The sequence below is a fragment of the Streptomyces sp. NPDC058001 genome, assembly GCF_042886315.1.
In the GTDB taxonomy this organism is placed as follows: domain Bacteria; phylum Actinomycetota; class Actinomycetes; order Streptomycetales; family Streptomycetaceae; genus Streptomyces.
In genome coordinates this window covers 107,621-127,353 of the sequence record NZ_JBHVQT010000005.1, presented here as the reverse complement: position 1 = coordinate 127,353, position 19,733 = coordinate 107,621, and the positions used below count along the sequence as shown (strand labels likewise).

Below are 19,733 nucleotides of genomic sequence, written 5' to 3'. Positions count from 1 at the left end.
CTCATGAGCGTGCTCACCCCCTCGCGGCAGCCGGCCGCCGCGTCCCCCAAGACACCGCCCCGCACCGGCACCGGTGCGCGGAAGGGCCGGCGCGGCGGGGCCGCGGGACGGCAACTGACGGCGTGGCTGTTCCTCGTGCCCACGCTGCTGATCTTCGGTCTGTTCGCGTGGTGGCCGATCCTGCGCAGCCTGCTGCTCAGCTTCCAGCGGACCAATCTCACCGAGCCCGCGGTCTGGGTGGGGCTGGACAACTTCCGTGTCCTGTTCGACGATCCGCTGCTCGGTACGGCGGTCGGCAACACCCTGTTCTTCGTCGGCCTGGGTGTCCTGATCGGATTCCCGGCGCCGCTGGTCCTGGCGGCCATCATGTCCACGGTACGGCGGGGCGCGGGCGTGTACCGCTTCCTGGTCTATCTGCCGGTCGTCATCCCGCCGGTGGTCGCGATCCTGCTGTGGAAGTGGTTCTACGATCCGGGCAGCGGTCTCTTCAACAGCATCCTCGGCACGGTGGGCCTCGGCCCGTGGTCCTGGCTGGAGTCGTCGGACACGGCGATGCTGTCGCTGGTCCTGGAGGCGACCTGGGCCGGGATGGGCGGCGCCGTCCTCATCTATCTGGCCGCGATGGTCGGCATCCCCGCCGAGCTGTACGAGGCCGCCGAAGTCGACGGCGCGGGGATCTGGCGGCGGATCTGGCATGTGATGCTGCCGCAACTGCGGTCCGTCATCGGCCTGTTGCTGCTCGTGCAGCTGATCAACACGGTGCAGGTCTTCACCGAGCCGTACGTCTTCACGGGCGGCGGTCCTGACAACGCGACGCTCACCGTGTTGCTGCTGATCTTCCGGTACGCCTTCCAGGACGGTGAGTACGGCCAGGCCGCCGCGCTGTCGTTCCTCATGGTGCTCACCCTCGCCCTGCTCTCCGCGGTGTATCTGCGGGCCACCCGCGGTTGGAGCACGTCATGACCACGCTCACCACCTTCGTCTCCGCCCACGACCGGCAGCGGCCGGGTGTGCGCGCGGCCGTACGCTCCGTCCAGGTCCTCACCTTGCTGGTGCTGCTGCTCATCGGTATCGGGCCGCTGTACTGGATGGTCAAGGGCGCCATGTCGCCGCCCACCGAACTCACCACGCAGCCCCTCGCGTTGTGGCCGGACCGGCCGCTGCCGGGGAACTTCGCCACGGCGTACAACGACCTGGGTGTCGGCCGCTATCTGATGAACACCTTCCTGGTGGTCGGCGGTTCGTGGTGTGTGCAGCTCTTCGTCTCCGCCACGGCGGGTTTCGCCCTGTCGGTGCTCCGGCCCCGGTTCGGGAAGGCCGTGTACGGGGCGATCCTGGCGACCATGTTCGTGCCGTACACGGTGAACATGGTCAGCCTCTTCATGACGGTGACGGATCTGCCGTTCCTGCACCTCAATCTCGGTGACACCTACTGGGCGATCTGGCTGCCGGCCGGGACCAACGCGTTCACGGTGCTGCTTGCCAAGCAGTTCTTCGACGCATTGCCGAAGGAACTCTTCGACGCGGCCCGGGTGGACGGCGCGAGCACCCGTCAACTGCTGACGAAGATCGTGCTGCCGATGAGCCGCCCGGTGCTCGCCGTGATCAGTCTGCTCGCGGTCATGCACAGCTGGAAGGACTTCATCTGGCCGCTGGTGGCGCTCACCGACCCCGAGAAGCAACCGATCAGTGTCGCGCTGGCCCAACTCGCCACGCAGGCGCCACAGGACCAGCTCATCGCCGCGATGGTACTGGCTGTGGCCCCGCCGGTACTCGTCTTCGTGGTCTGCCAGAAGTACATCGTCGCCGGACTCGGCTTCACCGGCGTCAAAGGCTGAAGCCCGGCCCGCAGGGCACGTCCGTGTCCGCCGCGCCGGGCCGGGCCCGGCCGGGGCACGCACGTCCCGGCCTCCTCGCACCTTCCTCTTCGGGACAAGAGAAAGGCACTTCCATGTCCGTACACCGCCGCACCTTCCTCCAGGGCACGGCCGTCGCCACCGGCGCCGCGCTGCTGCCCGTGAGCCTCGCGCACGCCGCGGACCCCGTGACGATCACCGCCGACGGCATCTCGCTGACCGGTCAGAGCGACGGCAGCGTCCTCGTCCGGGACGGCGCCGGGACCGACCGGATCCTGCTCTCGCACTTCATGATCAAGGACAGTGCGCTGGGGCAGCAGCGCACCTTCGGCGGCACGCCCGCCCGGATCACGCTGCCCGACGGACGGCCCGCGATCCAGATCACGTACGCCATGGGCTCGGGTGCGCCCGGGGTCACCGTCCGGGGTGTCTTCGACGTGTCGCCGCACAAGGCACATCTGCGCTGGGAGGTCGGCGGCTCGTCCAGCACGCTCACGCCGAGCGGCTTCATGTTCGCGCGGACCGTGACGGCGCCGAGCGCGGCGGAGTCCTACGAGGCGCTGACCGTGTGGGAGCGGGACGCGCGCGGCGGGATCCCGTACGAGACGAACGCCGGCGGTGCCTACATCGAGACCTGGGCGGACACGAAGGGCTTCTTCTGCCTGCCGTCGACCAATCCCGCGTACACCAACGCCACGTGGATCCACTCCCCCGGCACGGCGACCGGCACGACCACCGCCGTGACGGAGGCCGACCTCGTGCTCGGGGAGCTGCGTCCCCGGGGCGCCGGCGCGCTCGCCTCGGCCAGGGCGCTGGGTGTCGAGGTGTGGACGGACCAGCCGTTCAATCTGTACAAGGCGGCCGGGCAGACCATGACGTTGAAGGCGCAGGTCGTCAACGGCGGAGCGGCTGCGAAGGCGGTGACCGTGAACTGGTGGGCCCGGGACTACGCGGGCACGCGACTCGCCGGGGGGACCGTGTCGAAGACGGTCGCGGCGGGCACCGCGTGGGACACGTCGTTCACGGTGACCTCGCCCACGCAGGGTATCGTCTTCACCGAGGTGGAGGCCGTCAGCGGCGGCGACAAAGCACTCGCCCGCACCAATCTGTCGGTCCTGCCCGACTTCACCTACCGCGCCGGGGCCGAGTCGATGTTCGGCATCGCCAACTATCCCTGGCTCCTCAAGCCCGGCAAGGACGCCGTACTGGGCCTGCTGAAGACCCTCGGCGTCAAGTGGATCCGTATCGCCTACGCCGGTGCGCCCGGCATCGACATCGCGACGCTGGACGCGAACTCCATCGAGCACAACGTCGAGTTGAGCGGGATCCCGGTCGGCGGGAGCGCGGAGGCGATCGCCGCCTGGGCGGACACGAACGTCGCCAAGGCGCTGGCGGCCAACGCGTCGTACTTCGAGGTCAGCAACGAGGTCAACCAGCCGTGGATGTCGGGCCGGGGCGCCGACGTGTACGTACGGGACGGGCTGCGTCAGGTCACCGACCGGCTGACCGCGGCCGGTTCGCCGATGAAGGTGATGAACGCGGGCCTCGGCGGCATGGACTACATCTGGACGGAGAACTTCCACGCGGCCGGCGGCTGGGACCTCATCGACGCGTTCGCCTTCCACCCGGGCCGCGGCAACTTCACCGCCGACTACGCCCCGCCGCCGGAGGAGTGGACGCAGGGCTCGGCGGGCTCGTACTGGAACTTCCTCGGCGCGCTCCGCAAGGCCAAGCAGGTCATGGCGCAGTACGGCGGCAACAAGGAACTCTGGCTGACGGAGGCGTACGCGTCGACCAAGCCCAACGCCTGGTGGACGGACACGTATCGTGACGCGGCCGAGAACACCCTGCTGACGCTGGCGCTCGCCAAGGCCGAGGGGGTGCGCGGCGTCAACTGGTACCAGTTGCACGACTCCACGATCCATCACCCGCAGGAGGCCGATCCCGCGAACATCGAGTACCACTTCGGTCTGATGAACCGGGACACGAGCGCCAAGCCGTCGCTGCTCGCGTTCGCGACGGCCGCCCGCGTCCTCGACCGGGCCACCTTCGTACGCAATCTGACGTTCGCCGACGCGCAGGTGAAGGGGCTGCTGTTCACCACGCCGGAGGGGCCGGTGTCGATCCTGTGGAGCCGTAAGGACGGCTACGTCCTCAACGCCGACCACGGCACCGACTCCTGGTACCCGTCGCCGGAGCCGTGGACGGACCGCTGGGCGACGAGGACCGACGTGGTCGCCCACTCCGGCGCCGTCAGCGGCACCGTGCGGGTGCTGAACTGCATCGGCCAGGAGAGCACCCTGACCGCCGCGGGCGGCAAAGTCACCCTGACCCTCGACGGCGCGCCGCGCGTGTACTACGGGCTCGCCGCCAACCCCGACTGGAAGTAGTCAGCGGTCCATGAGAAACGAAACCGTACGGCACGACCTCACCGTCGTCGGTGGCGGTCTGGCCGGGGTGTGCGCGGCGATCGCCGCCGCACGCCTCGGCCGGAGTGTCGCCCTGGTCAACAACAGGCCGGTGCTGGGAGGGAATTCGAGCAGCGAGGTCCGGGTGTGGGTCTGCGGTGCGACCGGCCACGGCAAGAACCACTACGCCCGTGAGGGCGGCATCATGGGCGAGCTGTTCGTCGAGAACCAGTTCCGCAACCCGGACGGCAATCCGTACTACTGGGACGCCGTGGTCCTCGACGCGGTGCGGGCGGAGCCGCTGATCAGCCTGTATCTGAACACCGATGTCCGTGAGGTCGACGCCGAGGGCGCGGACGACGCCCGGCGGGTCACGGGTGTCACCGGCTGGATGATGGGCTCCGAGCGGCTGATCCGGTTCGAGTCCGACGTGTTTCTCGACTGCACGGGCGACGGTCTGGTCGGCGCGCTGGCCGGGGCGCGGCACCGTATCGGCCGCGAGGCGCACGCCGAGTACGGCGAGGCGTGGGCGCCCGAGACCGCCGACGACATCACCCTGGGCTCGACGCTGCTGTTCTACACGAAGGACGCGGGGCACCCGGTGAAGTACGTGCCCCCGTCGTTCGCCAAAGACATCGGCGAAACGTCCATCCCGCAGCGCCGCATCATCAAGGCCGGCGACAACGGGTGCGCGTACTGGTGGATCGAGTTCGGTGGGGAACTCGACACGGTGCACGACAACGAGCGGATCCGGGACGAGCTGTGGTCGGTCATCCACGGCATCTGGGACCACATCAAGAACTCGGGCGAGTTCGACGCCGACACGATGACCCTGGAGTGGGTGGGGTCGGTACCCGGCAAGCGCGAGTACCGGCGCTTCCTCGGCGACTACGTCCTGCACCAGGGCGACATCCTCGGGCAGACGGAGTTCGAGGACCGGGTCGCGTTCGGCGGCTGGTCCATCGATCTGCATCCGCCGCAGGGCATGTACGCCACCGAGGCCGCCGCGAAACAGCGCTATGCGGACGGCATTTACCACATCCCGTACCGCAGCCTGTACTCGGTGAACACGGACAATCTGCTGTTCGCCGGGCGGAACATCTCCGCGAGCCATGTCGCGTTCGGGTCGACCCGGGTGATGGCGACCTGCGCGACGATCGGGCAGGCGGCGGGGACGGCCGCGGCGCTCTGCGCCGAGCGGGGCGTCACGCCGCGTGAACTGGACGTGCCCACGCTGCACCGGACGCTGCTGCGCGAGGACGCGTCCGTCGTCGGCCTGGCCTCGACGGACCCCGACGACCTGGCGCTCGGCGGCACGGCCACCGCGTCGTCCACACTCACCGCGCTCACGGTCGACGCACCGCACGAGCCGTGGCCGCTGACCGCCGACGCGGGCATCGTGCTGCCCGCCGACCCCGGGCTCACCGGTCTCGAACTCCTCCTCGACGCGGACCGCGACACCGAACTGACCGTCGAGGTGTACGACCCGGGGCCCGGCCAGAACTATGTGCCGCGCCATCTCGTCGCCACCACCACTGTCCCGGTCGCGGCGGGGGCCGAGCAGTGGGTCGACACGGGTGTCCGGTGGGCGCCGGACACCCCGCGCAACGCGTTCGTCGTCGTCCGCGCCGCCGCCGGAATCGGCCTGTACGTCACCGCCGATCCGACGCCTGGCGTGCTGGCGCTCACACGGGTCCCGCTGCGTCCTCAGGACGAGTCGCCGCAGCCGCTGCGGGAGTGGACGGACACCGGGCTGCACCGCCGCGCGTTCTGTCTGCGGGCGGGCCCGACCTGGGCGTTCACCGCGCGGCGGGCCGTCGACGGGTACGCCCGCCCGTACGCGGGCCCGCACATGTGGGTGTCCGCGCCACTCGACGAGACGGTGGGCGCCTGGCTCCAGGTGGCCTGGCCGGAGCCGGTGACGCTCGGCAGGATCGAGGTCGTCGCGGACGACGACGTCAACGAGGACCTGATCAATCTGCACCACCACCGGACCCCGTTCGACGTCCTGCCCACACTGCTGCGGGACTACCGGGTCGAGACGCGCCGCCCGGACGGCAGCTGGCAGGTGCTCGCACGGGTCCGCGACAACCGGCGGCGCCGACTGGTGCACCGCCTCGCCGAGCCGGTCCGCACGGACGCGGTGAGAATCGTTGTCGAGGCGACCAACGGGGCCGGCTCGGCGCACATCGTCTCGGTCCGCGCGTACGCATAGGAGCAGTCGGATGGTCTCGGGACCCACCAGGAACGACACGGTCACCTCGGTCTCCCGCGTGCTGGTCACCGGAGCTGCCGGGCGGATCGGGCGCGCGGTCCTCGATCTGCTCGCCGCACGCGGCATCGAGGCGAACGCCCTCGTCCTCCAGGACCCGGGCGACCTGACCGCGCGCCGAGTCGTCACGGGCAGCGCCGCCGACCAGGAGGCCGTCCGCGCCGCGCTGGACGGCGCGGACGCGGTGATCCATCTGGCGGCCGTCCCGACGCCCGAACGGGACCGCGCCGAGGACGTGTTCGGCGGCAACACCCTGTCCACGTTCACGGTCCTGGAGGAGGCGGGCCGGGCCGGTGTACGGCGGGTCGCGCTCGCGAGTTCGTGGGGCGTAACGGGACTGCCGTGGACGGCCGATCGGAATCCGAGTCCGGCGTACGTGCCGGTGGACGAGGCGCTGCCGTCTCAGGTGCAGGACCCGTACGGGCTGTCGAAGCAGGTCGATGAGCTGACCGCCGCGATGATGGCCCGGCGGCACGGGATGAGCGTGGTGTGTCTGCGCTATCCCTTCGTCGGCGGCTTCGACGAGCGGTTGCGGGAGCACGCGGCACGGCTGACCCGGGAACCGGGCGCCGGGGCAAGGGACTTGTGGACGTATCTCGAAGTCGGCGACGCGGCACGGGCGGCGCTCCTCGCCCTGGACGTTCCGGGTCCTGGCGCGCACGCCGTCCATGTGTGCGCTCCGGAGATCATCGTGCCGTTCCGCACGGAGGAACTGCTGCGCCGCTACCACCCGACCGCGACCCTGCGGCGCCCGCTGCCGGGACGGACGGCGCCCGTGGACACATCGGCGGCGCGGCGGCTGCTGGGGTTCACGGCGGAGCATCTGATCGACGGGTAACGAGGGATGAGGGCGGCTGGGGACGGCTGACGGCGGGTGTCCGGGGCCGGGTGGTGGTGGGGCCGGGGCCGGATCGCGGTGTGTGTGCCGGGGCCGGATCGTCGTGCCGTGCGGGCACCTGAGAGTGTGACCGGCATGCAGTCCATCGACATCGCGGTACGCGCGCACGCCCAACTCGGCGAGGGACCCACCTGGGACACCGCCGCCGGCCGGCTGATCTGGGTCGACATCCTCGGCTCACGGGTCCACACGTACGAACCGGACAGCGGTCGCCGTACGGTCATGGCGACGGAGCAGCACGTGGGGGCCGCCAAGCCCCGCGCGGACGGCGGTCTGGTGGTCAACCTGCGGGACGGGATCGGGCTCTACGGGCCGGGCGGCGGTGACTTCCGGTGGCTGCTGCGCGATCCGGTGCCCGGCCGCCGGGGCAATGACGCGGCGGTCGCCCCGGACGGCACGCTGTGGGCGGGGACCATGCCGTACGACGAGACACCGGGCGGCGGTTCACTGTCCCGGATCGCCCCGGACGGCACGGTGACGGAGATCCTGGGCGATGTCACCGTCAGCAACGGCACCGGCTGGAGCCCCGACGGGACGCTCATGTACTACGTCGACACCACGACGCGCCGCATCGACGTCTTCGACGCCACGACACTCGATGTCGCCAACGGCACCGTGGACGCGTCCCAATTCCGGGCGAGCCGCAGGGAGTTGGCGACCGTCGAGGAGGGGTGCGGGTTCCCCGACGGCCTGACCGTCGACGCGGACGGCTGTGTCTGGGTGGCGCTCTGGGACGGTGCCGCGTTGCGCCGCTACACACCGTCCGGCGCCCTGGACCGTGTCGTGGACCTCCCGGTCAGGCGCCCCACCGCGTGCGCGTTCGGCGGCACGGATCTGCGCGACCTGTACATCACCTCCGCCCGTACGGGGCTGGACGCGCCGCGCCCCTACGAGGGTTCGCTCCTCGTGCTGCCCGGTGCGGGACGGGGCCTGGCGCAGCCGGCGTTCGAGGGCTGACGTACCGGCTGACATACCGGCTGCCGTAGGTGAACTCCGTGCGGGACGGCCATGGTTCGGGCCACCCCGCACGACAACGTGACACATGAATGCGTGACGCCTGGTCAGAAGCGATCGCACTCCAGGCCGTTCAGATCGACCGCGTCGGCCATCGCCTGCATCCCCTTGTCATTGGGGTGGAGATGGTCGCCGCCGTCGAACGCCGGGAGGATCCGTTCCCGGTCGTAGGGGCTGCGGAGGATCCGGTCGAAGTCGGTGACGCCGTCGAACTCGCCGCTGTTCCGGATGAATTCGTTGATGTCGAGCCGTACCGCCTCGGCGTCGGCGTCCCATTCGTACCAGCCCTTGAAGGGTGCGACGGTGGCGCCGACGACACAGGTGCCGGCCGCGTGGGCGCGGTCGATGATCTCCCGGTATCCGGCGATCATCTCGGCGGCGGTGACACCCGAGTGCGCCTTGATGTCGTTGACGCCTTCGAAGAGGAACACGGTCCGTACACCGGGGTGCGAGAGGACGTCCCGGTCGAGGCGTTTCAGCGCGCTCTGTCCCGCGCCGTCCGCGAGGACCTTGTTGCCGGAGATCCCTTCGTTGGCGACTCCCTTCACGGTCGTACGGGGTGCGGCCTGGAGTCGGCGGGCGAGGTAGTCGGGCCAGCGGCGGTTGAGGTCGCTCGTGGATTGCCAGCCGTCGGTGATGGAGTCGCCCAGGGTCACCACGGCGCCGGTAGTGGACGGCGTGCGTACCGTCACTGCGTCGAGGTAGAACCAGGACCCGGTCCGCTCGGTCCAGTTACCGGCGCCCTCTTCGGCGGTGTGGTCGCCGCTGGTCGTGTAGGAGGTCTGCATGGCCATGGAGTGGCCGGTGACCGGGCCCGCCGCATCGGAGGTGTGCAGGCTGACGACGAGCGTCGTGGCGGCGGCGAGGCGTCCGGGCAGCGGGTCGCTGTACGCGGTGGCGCCCGCCGGGACGGTGACGGACCGTTTCCCGCCGAAGGTCAGCCGCCGGTTGCTGCCGTCGACCAGGCTCGCGCCTTCCTTCTGGACGCCCGCGTAGGCGCTGTCGAAGGTCACCGGCCGGTCCCCGAAGGCGTTCGACAGCCGGATGCGGAGACCGGTGCCGCCGACGCTGGTGCGGACCACCAGGCGGTAGCCCCGGTCGGCGACGGCGTCACCGATCCGGTCGGCGCTCGCCCCCCAGGTGATCACCTCGTGCGTCCCGGCGGCGGTCACGCTTCTCTCTCCCGTCGGCTCCGCCTCAGGGGGCGCCGCCACCGCCGTGGCCGGGACGGACAGGACGCCGCACAGCGCGACGGCGAGGACGAGGTGGCGCGGCCGGGGCCTCACCGCCCGAGGTCCTTGAGCGTGACGGACCTGCCGGGGGTCAGGGTGACCTTCCGTACCGTGCCGCCGAAGGACACGGTGGTGGTGCGTCCGCCGACACTGCGGACCGTGGCCTCGGCCGGCCGGCCGTCGCGCCAGCGCAGATCGACGACGAAGCCGCCGCGCGCGCTCACCCCGGTGACCTCACCGGACGCTGCCCACGCCGCCGGGAGCGCGGGCAGGAGTTCGATGTGCCCGGGGCGGGAGTACACGAGCATTTCCAGCATGGCGGTGGGGGTGCCGAAGTTGCCGTCGATCTGGAAGATGCCCCGGCCCCGCTCGACCTCGTAGATGTCGAAGAGGTTCGGCGCGGTGCCATTGCTGCCGTCGACCGAGGGCCGCAGGTTGTTCACGACGTGCTGATACGCCTTGTCGGCGTTCTTCAGGCGGGCCCAGCACAGAGCGCGCCAGGCGTTCGCCCAGCCGAAGCTCTCCGTGCCGCGCGCGGTGAGCAGCGCGGTGGCACCGTCGACGATCTCCTTCGGCGTCGAGTCGTCCGGGCGGATGCGGTCACCGGGGAACAGGCCGAAAAGCGGGGAGAGATGCCGGTGGGTGGTCTCGCCGAGGTTGTCGGGCGACATCCACTCCTCCAGCCAGCCGGTCTTCGGGCTGACCCGCGGCAGATACAGCCGCCGTTGCAGATCGGCGACGGTCCTGCTGTAGGCGGCGTCCTTGCCGAGGACGGAGGCGGCGGTACGGAACATGCCGAACAGGACCCAGGCCAGTTCCTGCGCGTAGGTGATGCCCTTCGCGTCCTGCGGGCCGTGTTCGGGCGACCAGTCGCTGTCGTCCACGAGGACCTCGCGTACGGCGCCGGTGTCGGGGTCGGTCACCTCGGTGGTGAGCAGCCGCGCCTCCCAGAACTCGCAGGCGCCCTTGATGAGGGGATAGATCTTCGCGAGGTAGGAGCGGCTCTGCGTGAACTCGTAGTGCTCCCAAAGCGAGTGGCACAGCCAGGCGTTGCCCGCCGGATGCCACCACCAGCCCATGCCGCCATGGATGTTGGTCGAGAAGGCGACGGTCCAGCCGGCGACCTTCCCGCTGGAGTTGCGGTAGCGGTTGCGGGAGTCGTTGAAGCGGGTGCGGGTCAGCTCCGTCCAGGACGGGAACTGGGCGACGCAGTAGTCGGTGAACGCGTCGAAGCAGTCGGAGAGTCCGGCGCGGTCGGCCATCCAGTAGTTCATCTGGACGTTGATGTCGGTGTGGTAGTCGCCCATCCAGTCGGGGTCGTTCCCGTCCAGCCACAGGCCCTGGAGATTCAGCGGCAGACTCCCCCGCGAACCGGAGATCATCAGATAGCGGGCGAACTGGAGGTAGGCGGCTTCGAGTTCGGGATCGGGTGCGCCGTCCCGGGCCCGTGCCCGGATCCGCTCCCAGGTGTCGAGACCGCGCTGCGCGGACGAGGACGTACCGAGCGAGAGGTCCATCGTCCCGTACACGGAACGGTAGTCGGCGACATGCGTGGCGAGCAGGACGTCCGCCGAGTGCCCTGCCGCGTCAAGGACCTTCGTACGGGCGAGGCGCTGCGGGTCGAGTGACGGGTCACGGTAGTGCGCGGCGGCGTCGGGCGCGTAGTTGGTGCCGCCGCTGACGACGACGGTGAGGTCCTTGCACCCGGTGAACGAGATGCGGGTCCCGTCGACGCGGACGGTGCCGCTCGTGCTGCGGGCGGTCACCGCGGCGCCGTAGCGCAGCCCGTTGGCGAAGGTGGCGCCGAAGGAGGCGTACCGCCGTGATCCGTCGGCGGTGGTGGTCTCACCGTGGGTGCCGGCGAGGGAGATGCTGCCGGTGTACCGGCCGCCGCCGCTCTGGGTGAAGTGCAGCACGAGTGCGTCGTCGGGGCGGCTCGCGACGATCCGCCGCTGGTAGGTCACTCCGGAGCGGCGGTACGAGGCGGTGACCATGCCCTGGGCGAGGTCGAGGGTGCGCCGGTAGTCGGAGACGGCGGACAGGTCGTGGTCGGGAATGTCGACGGTCAGCCGGGCGAGGAGCGTGAAGGAGCCGAAATCCTCGCGCCCGTAAGGGAATTGGCCGTCGGAGTCGAGGGTGTCGTTGAGGCCGCCGGTCCAGACGGTGGCGTCGGTGATCAGGAGGAGTTCGCTGCCGGGGTCGTTCGACGCGAGGGCGCCGAGGCGGCCGTTGCCGATCGGCAGGCCCTGTTCGATCATCGACCGGTCATCGGCGGGCGCCTGCCACCACAGCTCGGACCGGGGGTCCGGGGGCCGCAGCGGTGAGGTGGTGGGCCGGGCGGGCGCGGCGGACGCGGTGAAGGCGGGCAGGCCGCCGAGGGCGGTGAACGCCCCGGCCGCCGCGGCCAGGGAGAGCAGGCGGCGTCTGCTGGGGAGGCCATCGGGCGGGCTGGTGGGCTGGAGGTCCACGGTGCACTCCATTCCGGTGGGCGGGGCGGGTGGGCAAGACGGGTGGACAGGGCGTGCGGGCAGACCCCGTGCGGGCAGGCCGGACGCGGCCTGATGGGGAAGCGGGGCGACGCGGGGCCCGGCGCGGGCCGGGCCCCGGCGGCACATGGGTCAGGGCAGCTTGGGTCGGGCACCTTGGGTCAGGGCAGCTTGGGTACGCCGACGCGGTCGATGTCGGGTGCGTAGCCGGAGCCGCTGTCGAAGGTGACGGTGTTGGATCCCGCCTTGAGAGTGACCGGCACGCCGACCGTCTCGGCGGTCCCCCAGTCCCCGGTGGACGGAAACTTGTGGGTGGTGGCGCCGTTGCCGTTCGCGGATACGGCAACCGAGCGGGGGTCACCGCTGACGTAGGCCACCTGGAGCAGATAGCTGCCCGCCTTGTTCACGACGATGTCGTTGAACTGGAGCTTCCCGCCGAGGTAGAGGTTGCCGACCTTGCGGGCGCCGGAGCAGGCGTCGCAGTTCGCGACGGACGCGTTGCCGCTGAGGGTGTTGGCCGGCGCTTCCGCCTCGTAGCCGGTCAGCTGCACCGCCGGGCCCTTCGGTGTGACGGTGAACAGGCGCGAGCCGTGCGCGGGCAGCGCCTGGGTGACCTTGTCGGTGTACGTGCCAAGGTTCTCGCGGTTCCACAGGTCGCGGACGGCGGCCTTGCCGGTGAAGCCGAAGGACGTCCAGTCGGCGGTGACGGCGGCGGGCGCGTCACCGAGGTTGAACAGGGCGACCGTGTAGCTGCCGTCGGCGTTCTTGGCGCCCCACACCTGCTGGGCGCCCGAGGGGGTGACGGGGCGTGCGGGCGGCGTGGCGCCCTGGTTGAGGGCGATGACCTCGCGGTTGGTCAGCAGGGACAGGCCGTAGGAGTCGAGCCGGGTGAGGTCGTCACCGGTGTAGAGCGGGGACTTGGCGATGGCCCAGAGGGTGGCGTAGCTCTGCCGCTCGGCCTTGGTGAGTCCGTCCATCTGGCCGTTGCCGACGTTCAGCGAGTCCAGGTCGTTCCAGCCGCCGGGACCGGCGTGACGGGTCCAGCCGGGAGCGTCGTCCCAGCGGTCGTCCACCGAGTTCTCCCAGCTGACAAGGGTGTTGCAGTAGCACTCGACGTCGGTGTCGATACGCCAGCCGTTGGTGTACTTCTTCCAGTCGGCGACCCGGCCGATGTCGAGCGACCAGGACACCTCCAGGTGGATGGGGCGTCCGGTCGCGGCGATGGCCTTCTGCCAGGCGGCGACATCGGCGACGTTGTCGTACTGGTCACCGCTCTTCCCGGAGCCGGGGCCGACCCCGTCGAGCTTGAGGAAGTCGTAACCCCAGTCCGCGATCATGCGGGCCTGCGAGTCGATGTACTTCTGCGCGCACGGACGACTGAAGTCGATCTTGTACGAGCTGTCCCAGCCGTTGGTGGTGCGCAGATCGCTGTGGACGATGTCGGCGGTGGTGCAGTCACCGGCGTTCCACAGGGGCACCTTGCCCTCGCCGTACGCCTCCTTCTCCAGGCCCACGGGCAGATAGATACCGGCCTTGAGCCCCTTGGCGTGGAGGTCGTCGGCGACGGGCTTCATACCGCGCGGGAAGCGGGTCGGGTCGGAGGTCTGACGGCCGTGGGCGTCGAAGACGGGCTTCCAGTCCTTGTCACGCCACCAGCCGGCGTCGATGTTGACGTACTCGTAGCCGAAGGGCTTGAGGCGTTTCGCGAGGGCGTCGGCCTGCTTGAGAACGTTCTTCTCGGTGAGGTAGCTGTAGTCGCCGTCGGGGTTGAGCCCCGGGTACTTCGAGGACTGCATGCTCCAACTGGACCAGCCCATGTACGGCTTGGCGGCCAGGGCGGTGGCGGGGGCGGCCGGTGCGGCGGGGGCGGAGGACGTGGCGGGAGTGACTGCTTGCGCGGACGGGACGGCGGTGACGATGCCGGCCGTGAGGGCCAGGCCGAGCACGGCTCTGAGGGCGCGGCGGCCGGAGCGTGCGGGGGCTCCGGCGGGCGGGATGGAGGGTGAGGGGGCGGGGGGCGGCGGGGCGGAGTGCAGGGACGACCGCATGGTCGGACCTCCTGTCGTCAAGGTGAGGTACGAGGTTGGTGCGGAGGTGGTACGGCTCTCACTGCGGCGTGCGGGGTGGCGCGGGGTGGTACGGCCTGGCATGGGGTACCGGTGCGACGTGATGTTCGGTGCCGGTGGGCGTGGGATGCCGTCAGCGTCCTTCCTGGAAGGCGTCGGACCGGATGAAGGACTGGATCGCGGTGGCGGCGGCTCCGCGCGCCCACTGTTCGAAGGGCAACGGGCGGGTCTTCACATCGCATTGGGCGGCGGTCGCGAAGGCGGACGCGGCGAACTCGGTGCGGATCTGGTCGGCGAAGAGGTCGTACGCCACCAGGCCCTCGCCGGAGATGATCACGCGTTCGGGTCCGAGGAGGTTGACGACGGCTCCGATGGCGCGGCCGATGGCCTGTCCCGCGCGGGCGTAGACCGCTCGGACGCCGGGGTCGCCGCGGTGGGCGAGTTCCAGGGCGGTCGTGGTGTCGGCGACCGGTAGCCCGGTGGCCTCGCGGACATCGCGCAGGATCGCGGAGTCCGCGGCCATCGCCTCCACGCATCCGCGGTTTCCGCAGTGGCAGAGGGGGCCGTTCGGGTCGATGGACACATGGCCGAGTTCGCCGGCCACGCCGAACATCCCTGACACGACCTGTCCGTTGACGACGAGTCCGCAGCCGATGCCCGCGCCCACGGTGACCAGGGCGAAGTCGGTGAGTCCGACACCGGCGCCGAACCACTGCTCGGCGATGGTCAGGGCCCGTACGTCGTTGTCGACCGTGACCGGGAGTCCGGTCGTCATGCCGACGAGTTCGGCGAGCGGGACGTCGCGCCATTCGAGGAACGGCGAGTAGCGCACGGTGCCGCCGGGCCGGTCCACGTCACCGGAGACGGCGACGCCGAGGCCCTGGACCCGGACGCCGAACCCGTCGGCCTCCGCGAGGAGTTCCTGCACGAGATCGCTGAGCGCGGCCAGCACGGTCTTCGGGTCGCGCGCCACGAGCGGGACATGGCGGGCGGTCCGGACGCGGCAGCAGAGGTCGGTGAGGACGGCGATGATCTCGTCCCCGGTGACCTTGACCCCGAGGAACAGCGCCCTGCCCCCGTCGACACGTACGGGGTTGGCGGGGCGCCCGAGGGAGCGGCGGGCTTCCTCGTCCACGTCCTCGACGAGGTAGCCCGCCTCGATCAGCGGCCGGACCGCCTTGGTGATGGCGGCCGGGGACAGCGCGGTCCGCCGGGCCAACTCCGTCCGGGTGAGCGGCCCTTGGGACAGAACGGTGGTGAAGATCTGGGCGGCGGTGGGCAGCGGGGCCGGGTACGCCTCGGTGCGAGGGGTCGAGCGGGTCGAGCGCATGGCCGGGAACCTAAGGCGCTTATTTTCCGCTGTCAATGAAAAAAGCAGAGTTCACCGAACGAGCCCTTGAACGTCCTTCCACACCTCCAACAGCGAGGTGAAAAAGGGAACTTGACCATGCACTCGAAGGCGCCTGTACTCAGGTGCGTACGCTGCTCAGCCAGTCCGTCAGAATCCGGGCGACCTCGTCGGGCCGCTCTTCCTGGAGCCAGTGCCCGCAGCCTTCGAGGAGGTGGGAGGCGGTAAGGCCGGGAAGCGTGACAGGGAACGCGGCGATGGCGTCGGCGAGCCAGGTAGTGGACGCGTCGCGCTGTCCGCCGATGAACAGGGACGGCTGCCGGATCGGGGCGCCGTCCCAGGCGGCCAGGTCCTCCCAGTCCCGGTCGGCGTTGCGGTAGCGGTTGAGCGCCCCGGTGAATCCGGTGCGCTCGAACTCCTCGGCGAGGATGTCGAGTTCTTCCTCGGTGAGCCAGTCGGGCAGGGTGCCGCGCACGAAGCGGTCGGACATCTTCGCGCCGGCCGGGACGAAGAAGGGACTGTCGCCGCCCTCGGGCACGCCCGTCCCGCCGTCCAGGCTGGCGTAGAAACCGGCCAGCCAGCCGCGGATGTCGGGCTCGATCTCGGCCTCCGCACGGCCCGGTTGCTGGAAGTAGCTGACGTAGAACTCCTCCGGCCCGCCGATCATGGAGAAGATGTCCGTCGGCCGGGGGCCGCCGCGCGGCTGGTACGGGACACCGAGGAGTCCGACGGCGGTGAAGACATCCGGCCTGACCAGGGCCGAGTTCGCGGCAATGGTGGCGCCCCAGTCGTGACCGATGACCGTCGCGGTCTCCTCGCCGAGTGCGCGGACGACGGCCACGTTGTCGGCGATGTGCGCGAGCATCCGGTACTCGGCGACGGCGCCCGGCTTCGAGGACCGGCCGTATCCGCGTACGTCGATGGCGACGGCGCGATGTCCGGCGGCGGCGAGGACCGGGAGCAGGTGGCGCCATGAGCGCCAGGACTCGGGGAATCCGTGGACGAGCAGGACCAAGGGGCCGGTGCCCTGTTCCACGAGGTGGACACGTCCACCGGGGACGTCCACCAGTCGGTGCGTCGGCTCGCCTGCGGGCGTCGGCTGGTGGGGGCGCGGGGGCTGCGTCATCGCGGGCTCCTCGTACATCGGCGCGCATCGGCGTATGTCGGGGGACATCGGCGTAGCGCTTCGGCTTGGCGGACGATCATGGCGAGCATCCGTCATCGCGACCCGCGCCGCACAGATTCGTTGCCGATCCGGCAAAGGACTCCGGTGCGGTGGGGTGAATCCGGGAACGGCATCGCGGCATTCCCGGAATTCCGGTGCATATAAGTCACACTAATGATGATCAGAACCCGTGCGCTTGCGGCATCCTCTTCCGCCCCGCTCCCGCCCGCGACCCCCGACCGGAAGGCCCTGGACGTGCCAGTCCGCAATACCGCTCTCCGCCCCGCCGTTCGCCGCCTTCTCGCCTCGGTCTCCTGCGCCGGATTCCTGCTCGCCGGCTGCTCCGGCGCCCCGTGGTCCGGCGCCGGTACGCTGAGCGCGACCCCCTCGCACCCGCCGGCGCCGCAGGGGCACGCGGGACCGCCGCAGGGGCACGCGGGACCGGAGGCGCAGTCGGGCCGGGCGGCCGGGGACAAGCACCCGCTGGGGATCCATGGCATCGGGCCCGCGACGCGTGCGCGTATTCCGGACACGACACGGCAGGTGCTGGTCGTCACGGGTGAGGGGAAGGACGCCAACACGGGGTCGGTCGTGCTGCATCAGCGCGGCGCCAACGGCACCTGGGGCGCCGTGGGCGGTCCATGGCCCGCGCACAACGCGATGAAGGGCTGGACGCACGACCACCGCGCGGACGATCAGCGCAGCCCGATCGGAGTGTTCGGACTGCGGGACTCGGGGGGCCGACTGCCGGACCCGGGGACGAAGCTCCCCTACAGCCAGGACAAGGAGTTCGCGGATTCCGGCACCGGCTTTCTGGGCGAGTCGCTGGAAGGCTCCTTCGAGTACGTCATCGCCATCGACTACAACCGCGTTCCCGGTGCGTCACCTCTCGACAAGCGGCGTCCGCTCGGCGAAGGCAAGGGCGGCGGCATCTGGCTGCACGTCGACCACGGAGGACCGACGCGGGCGTGTGTGTCACTGCCGCTCGACGACATGCGGGAACTGCTGCTCCTGCTGGACCCGAAGCTGCGGCCGGTCGTGGTGATGGGTGACAAGAAGTCCCTGACACGATAAGGGTGTTGAGGTCGAGCGACGAACGGGAGAGTAACGGTGTCACGCATGGACGAGGTCAAGTTCCGGGTCGTCACGACGTTTCAGCGACGGGTCGCCAATCCGGTCTCGCGGCGGCTGCCGACGCAAACCCTGGTGGAGACGGTCGGACGGACGTCCGGACTCCCCCGCCGCACCCCGGTGGGCGGGCGCCGCGAGGGAGACTCCTTCTGGTTCGTGTCGGAGTACGGCGACAAGTCGCAGTACGTGCGCAACATCCAAGCCGACCCGCGGGTCCGTGTCCGTATCAAGGGCAAGTGGCACACCGGCACGGCCCACCTGCTCGCCGGGGACGACGCCCGCGCCCGCCTCAGGACACTCCCCCGCGCCAACAGCGCGGCGGTCCAGGCATTCGGCACCCACCTGCTGACCATCCGGGTGGACCTCACCGACTGAACCCGGTCCCGTCAGATCGCGTCCGAACGCTCCGGCTCCGGTCGTGCCGTCGCGTCGGCGGTGGTCTTCCCGGTGGTGCGTGCCGGGCGCTTTCGGTGGCTGGGGAGGACGGCCAGGACGATCAGGGTTCCCGCTCCCATGATGACGCCGCCTATGAGGCTGGTGTGCGAGACGGCGGTGGCGAAGGACTCATGGACGGCGTTGATCAGGGCCTGCGCCTGGGCGGGGCCGCCCGCCGGGTCCTGGGCGATGCGCTGGGCCACCGCGAGGCCGCCGCCGACGGAGTCCTGGGCGGTGTCGAGGGCCGCGGCGGGGAGCTTGCCGCCGACGAGGTCGGTGAGTTCGTCGCGGTACGTGGTGCCGAGGAGGGAGCCGAGGACCGCGATACCGAGTGAGCCGCCGAGTTCCAGGGCGGTGTCGTTGGCGCCGCCGCCGACGCCGAGTTCGTTCTCGGGGAAGGAACCCATGATCGTGTCGGTGGCGGGCGAGACGCTCAGCCCGATGGCCACGCCCAGGAGCAGCAGCGGGGCCAGGAAGTCGTCGTAGGTGGAGCCCTGGTCGATCCGCGTGAGCAGGAGGACGCCGACGGTGCCGATGGCCATGCCGACGACGATCATCGACTTGATGCCGAGCTTCGGGGTGAGGCGGCCGGTGACGGCGGCGCCCACGAACACGGCGCCCGCGAGGGGCAGCAGCCGTACGCCGGTGTCCAACGGGCCGTAGCCGAGGACGAATTGGAGGTGCTGGGTCGCGTAGTAGATGGAGCCGAAGGTGCCGAAGAAGAAGAACAGCACGGCGATCATCGAGCCGCTGAACGGGCGGACCTTGAACTTGCGGACGTCCAGCATCGGCTGCGGGTGCCGCAGCTCCCACAGGACGAACAGGATCAGGCCGACGACGGCGACCACGGCGGCGGTGACGGGACCCGCGCCCCAGCCGAAGTGCGGGCCCTCGATGATCGCGTACACCAGGGCGCCGATGGAAACGATCGACAGCAGGCCGCCGCCGTAGTCGAGTCGGCCGAGCCCTTCGGCCTTCGACGGCGGGACGAGCAGCAGGGCGCCGATGAGGGCGAGGACGACGACGGGGATGTTGATCAGGAACGTGGAGCCCCAGGCGTGGTCCTCCAGGAGCCAGCCGGCGACCAGTGGGCCGAGGGCGATGGCGAGTCCCGAGGTGGCGGTCCAGACGGTGATCGCCTTGCCGCGTTCGCCGCGCGGGAAGGTCGCGACCAGCAGGGAGAGGGTGGCCGGCATGATCACGGCCGCGCCGAGGCCCATGACGGCGCGGGCGGTGATGACCAGTGCCGTCTCGTCGACGAGGCTGCCCATCACGGAACCGGCGCCGAAGACGATCAGTCCCGTGACGAGGGCGCCGCGGCGGCTGTATTTGTCGCCGATCGCGCCGAGCCGCACCAGGGGGTCGGCCGGCCCGACCGGGCGAGGCGCCGGCACTTCCCAACACCCCTGGGCGCTTGGGATG

Annotated in this window: 14 protein-coding genes; 8 read left to right on the top strand and 6 right to left on the bottom strand. The window is 70.5% G+C overall.

Annotation, left to right across the window (positions count from 1 at the left end):
- Positions 1-3 precede the first annotated feature (3 nt).
- From ACFVT5_RS13290 to ACFVT5_RS13265, 6 genes are all read left to right on the top strand, one after another.
- Positions 4-963 (top strand): carbohydrate ABC transporter permease, encoded by a 960-nt coding sequence (locus ACFVT5_RS13290; protein ID WP_389885591.1) that lies wholly within the window; start codon positions 4-6, stop codon positions 961-963.
- The gene (locus ACFVT5_RS13285) at positions 960-1,838 is read left to right on the top strand and encodes a carbohydrate ABC transporter permease (protein ID WP_389885588.1); all 879 of its coding nucleotides are present in this window, start codon (positions 960-962) and stop codon (positions 1,836-1,838) included. The genes ACFVT5_RS13290 and ACFVT5_RS13285 overlap by 4 nt, the downstream gene beginning before the upstream one ends.
- A 113-nt stretch (positions 1,839-1,951) precedes the next feature.
- On the top strand, positions 1,952-4,246 hold the full coding sequence (locus tag ACFVT5_RS13280) for a hypothetical protein (protein ID WP_389885585.1): 2,295 nt from the start codon (positions 1,952-1,954) through the stop codon (positions 4,244-4,246).
- A 10-nt stretch (positions 4,247-4,256) separates the two neighbouring features.
- Positions 4,257-6,479: an FAD-dependent oxidoreductase gene (locus tag ACFVT5_RS13275; protein WP_389885582.1), complete on the top strand. Its 2,223-nt coding sequence runs from the start codon at positions 4,257-4,259 to the stop codon at positions 6,477-6,479.
- A 10-nt stretch (positions 6,480-6,489) separates the two neighbouring features.
- Positions 6,490-7,374, top strand: a complete 885-nt coding sequence (locus ACFVT5_RS13270; protein WP_389885580.1) for an NAD-dependent epimerase/dehydratase family protein — start codon at positions 6,490-6,492, stop codon at positions 7,372-7,374.
- A gap of 135 nt (positions 7,375-7,509) precedes the next feature.
- On the top strand, positions 7,510-8,391 hold the full coding sequence (locus ACFVT5_RS13265) for an SMP-30/gluconolactonase/LRE family protein (protein ID WP_389885577.1): 882 nt from the start codon (positions 7,510-7,512) through the stop codon (positions 8,389-8,391).
- 104 nt (positions 8,392-8,495) lie between these two features.
- Here the strand turns inward: ACFVT5_RS13265 and ACFVT5_RS13260 are convergent, their stop codons facing one another.
- The 5 genes from ACFVT5_RS13260 to ACFVT5_RS13240 all read right to left on the bottom strand — a co-directional run bounded on the left by ACFVT5_RS13260 (position 8,496) and on the right by ACFVT5_RS13240 (position 16,706).
- Entirely contained in the window at positions 8,496-9,734 is a 1,239-nt protein-coding gene (locus tag ACFVT5_RS13260; RefSeq protein ID WP_389885574.1) for an SGNH/GDSL hydrolase family protein, read from the bottom strand.
- The gene (locus tag ACFVT5_RS13255; RefSeq protein ID WP_389885571.1) at positions 9,731-12,148 is read right to left on the bottom strand and encodes a glycoside hydrolase N-terminal domain-containing protein; all 2,418 of its coding nucleotides are present in this window, start codon (positions 12,146-12,148) and stop codon (positions 9,731-9,733) included. Before ACFVT5_RS13255 ends, ACFVT5_RS13260 begins: the two co-directional genes overlap by 4 nt.
- A gap of 179 nt (positions 12,149-12,327) precedes the next feature.
- Positions 12,328-14,214, bottom strand: a complete 1,887-nt coding sequence (locus ACFVT5_RS13250; RefSeq protein ID WP_389885568.1) for an alpha-galactosidase D — start codon at positions 14,212-14,214, stop codon at positions 12,328-12,330.
- 151 nt (positions 14,215-14,365) lie between these two features.
- Positions 14,366-15,562, bottom strand: coding sequence for an ROK family protein (locus ACFVT5_RS13245; protein ID WP_389885566.1), 1,197 nt, complete (start codon positions 15,560-15,562; stop codon positions 14,366-14,368).
- Positions 15,563-15,701: 139 nt separating this feature from the next.
- Positions 15,702-16,706, bottom strand: a complete 1,005-nt coding sequence (locus ACFVT5_RS13240; protein ID WP_389885563.1) for an alpha/beta fold hydrolase — start codon at positions 16,704-16,706, stop codon at positions 15,702-15,704.
- Positions 16,707-17,000: 294 nt separating this feature from the next.
- Here ACFVT5_RS13240 and ACFVT5_RS13235 point away from each other — a divergent pair, with 294 nt between their 5' ends.
- Together ACFVT5_RS13235 and ACFVT5_RS13230 are read left to right on the top strand one after the other, a co-directional pair.
- Positions 17,001-17,819, top strand: coding sequence for a hypothetical protein (locus ACFVT5_RS13235; RefSeq protein WP_389885560.1), 819 nt, complete (start codon positions 17,001-17,003; stop codon positions 17,817-17,819).
- A 45-nt stretch (positions 17,820-17,864) separates the two neighbouring features.
- Positions 17,865-18,251 carry a nitroreductase/quinone reductase family protein gene (locus ACFVT5_RS13230; RefSeq protein ID WP_389885557.1) on the top strand — a complete coding sequence of 129 codons (387 nt, stop codon included), beginning with the start codon at positions 17,865-17,867 and terminating at the stop codon, positions 18,249-18,251.
- 11 nt (positions 18,252-18,262) lie between these two features.
- Here ACFVT5_RS13230 and ACFVT5_RS13225 read toward each other — a convergent pair whose 3' ends face one another.
- A complete protein-coding gene (locus ACFVT5_RS13225; protein WP_389885554.1) occupies positions 18,263-19,705 on the bottom strand; it encodes an MFS transporter in 1,443 nt (480 codons plus the stop codon).
- Between the last annotated feature and the right edge of the window lie 28 nt (positions 19,706-19,733).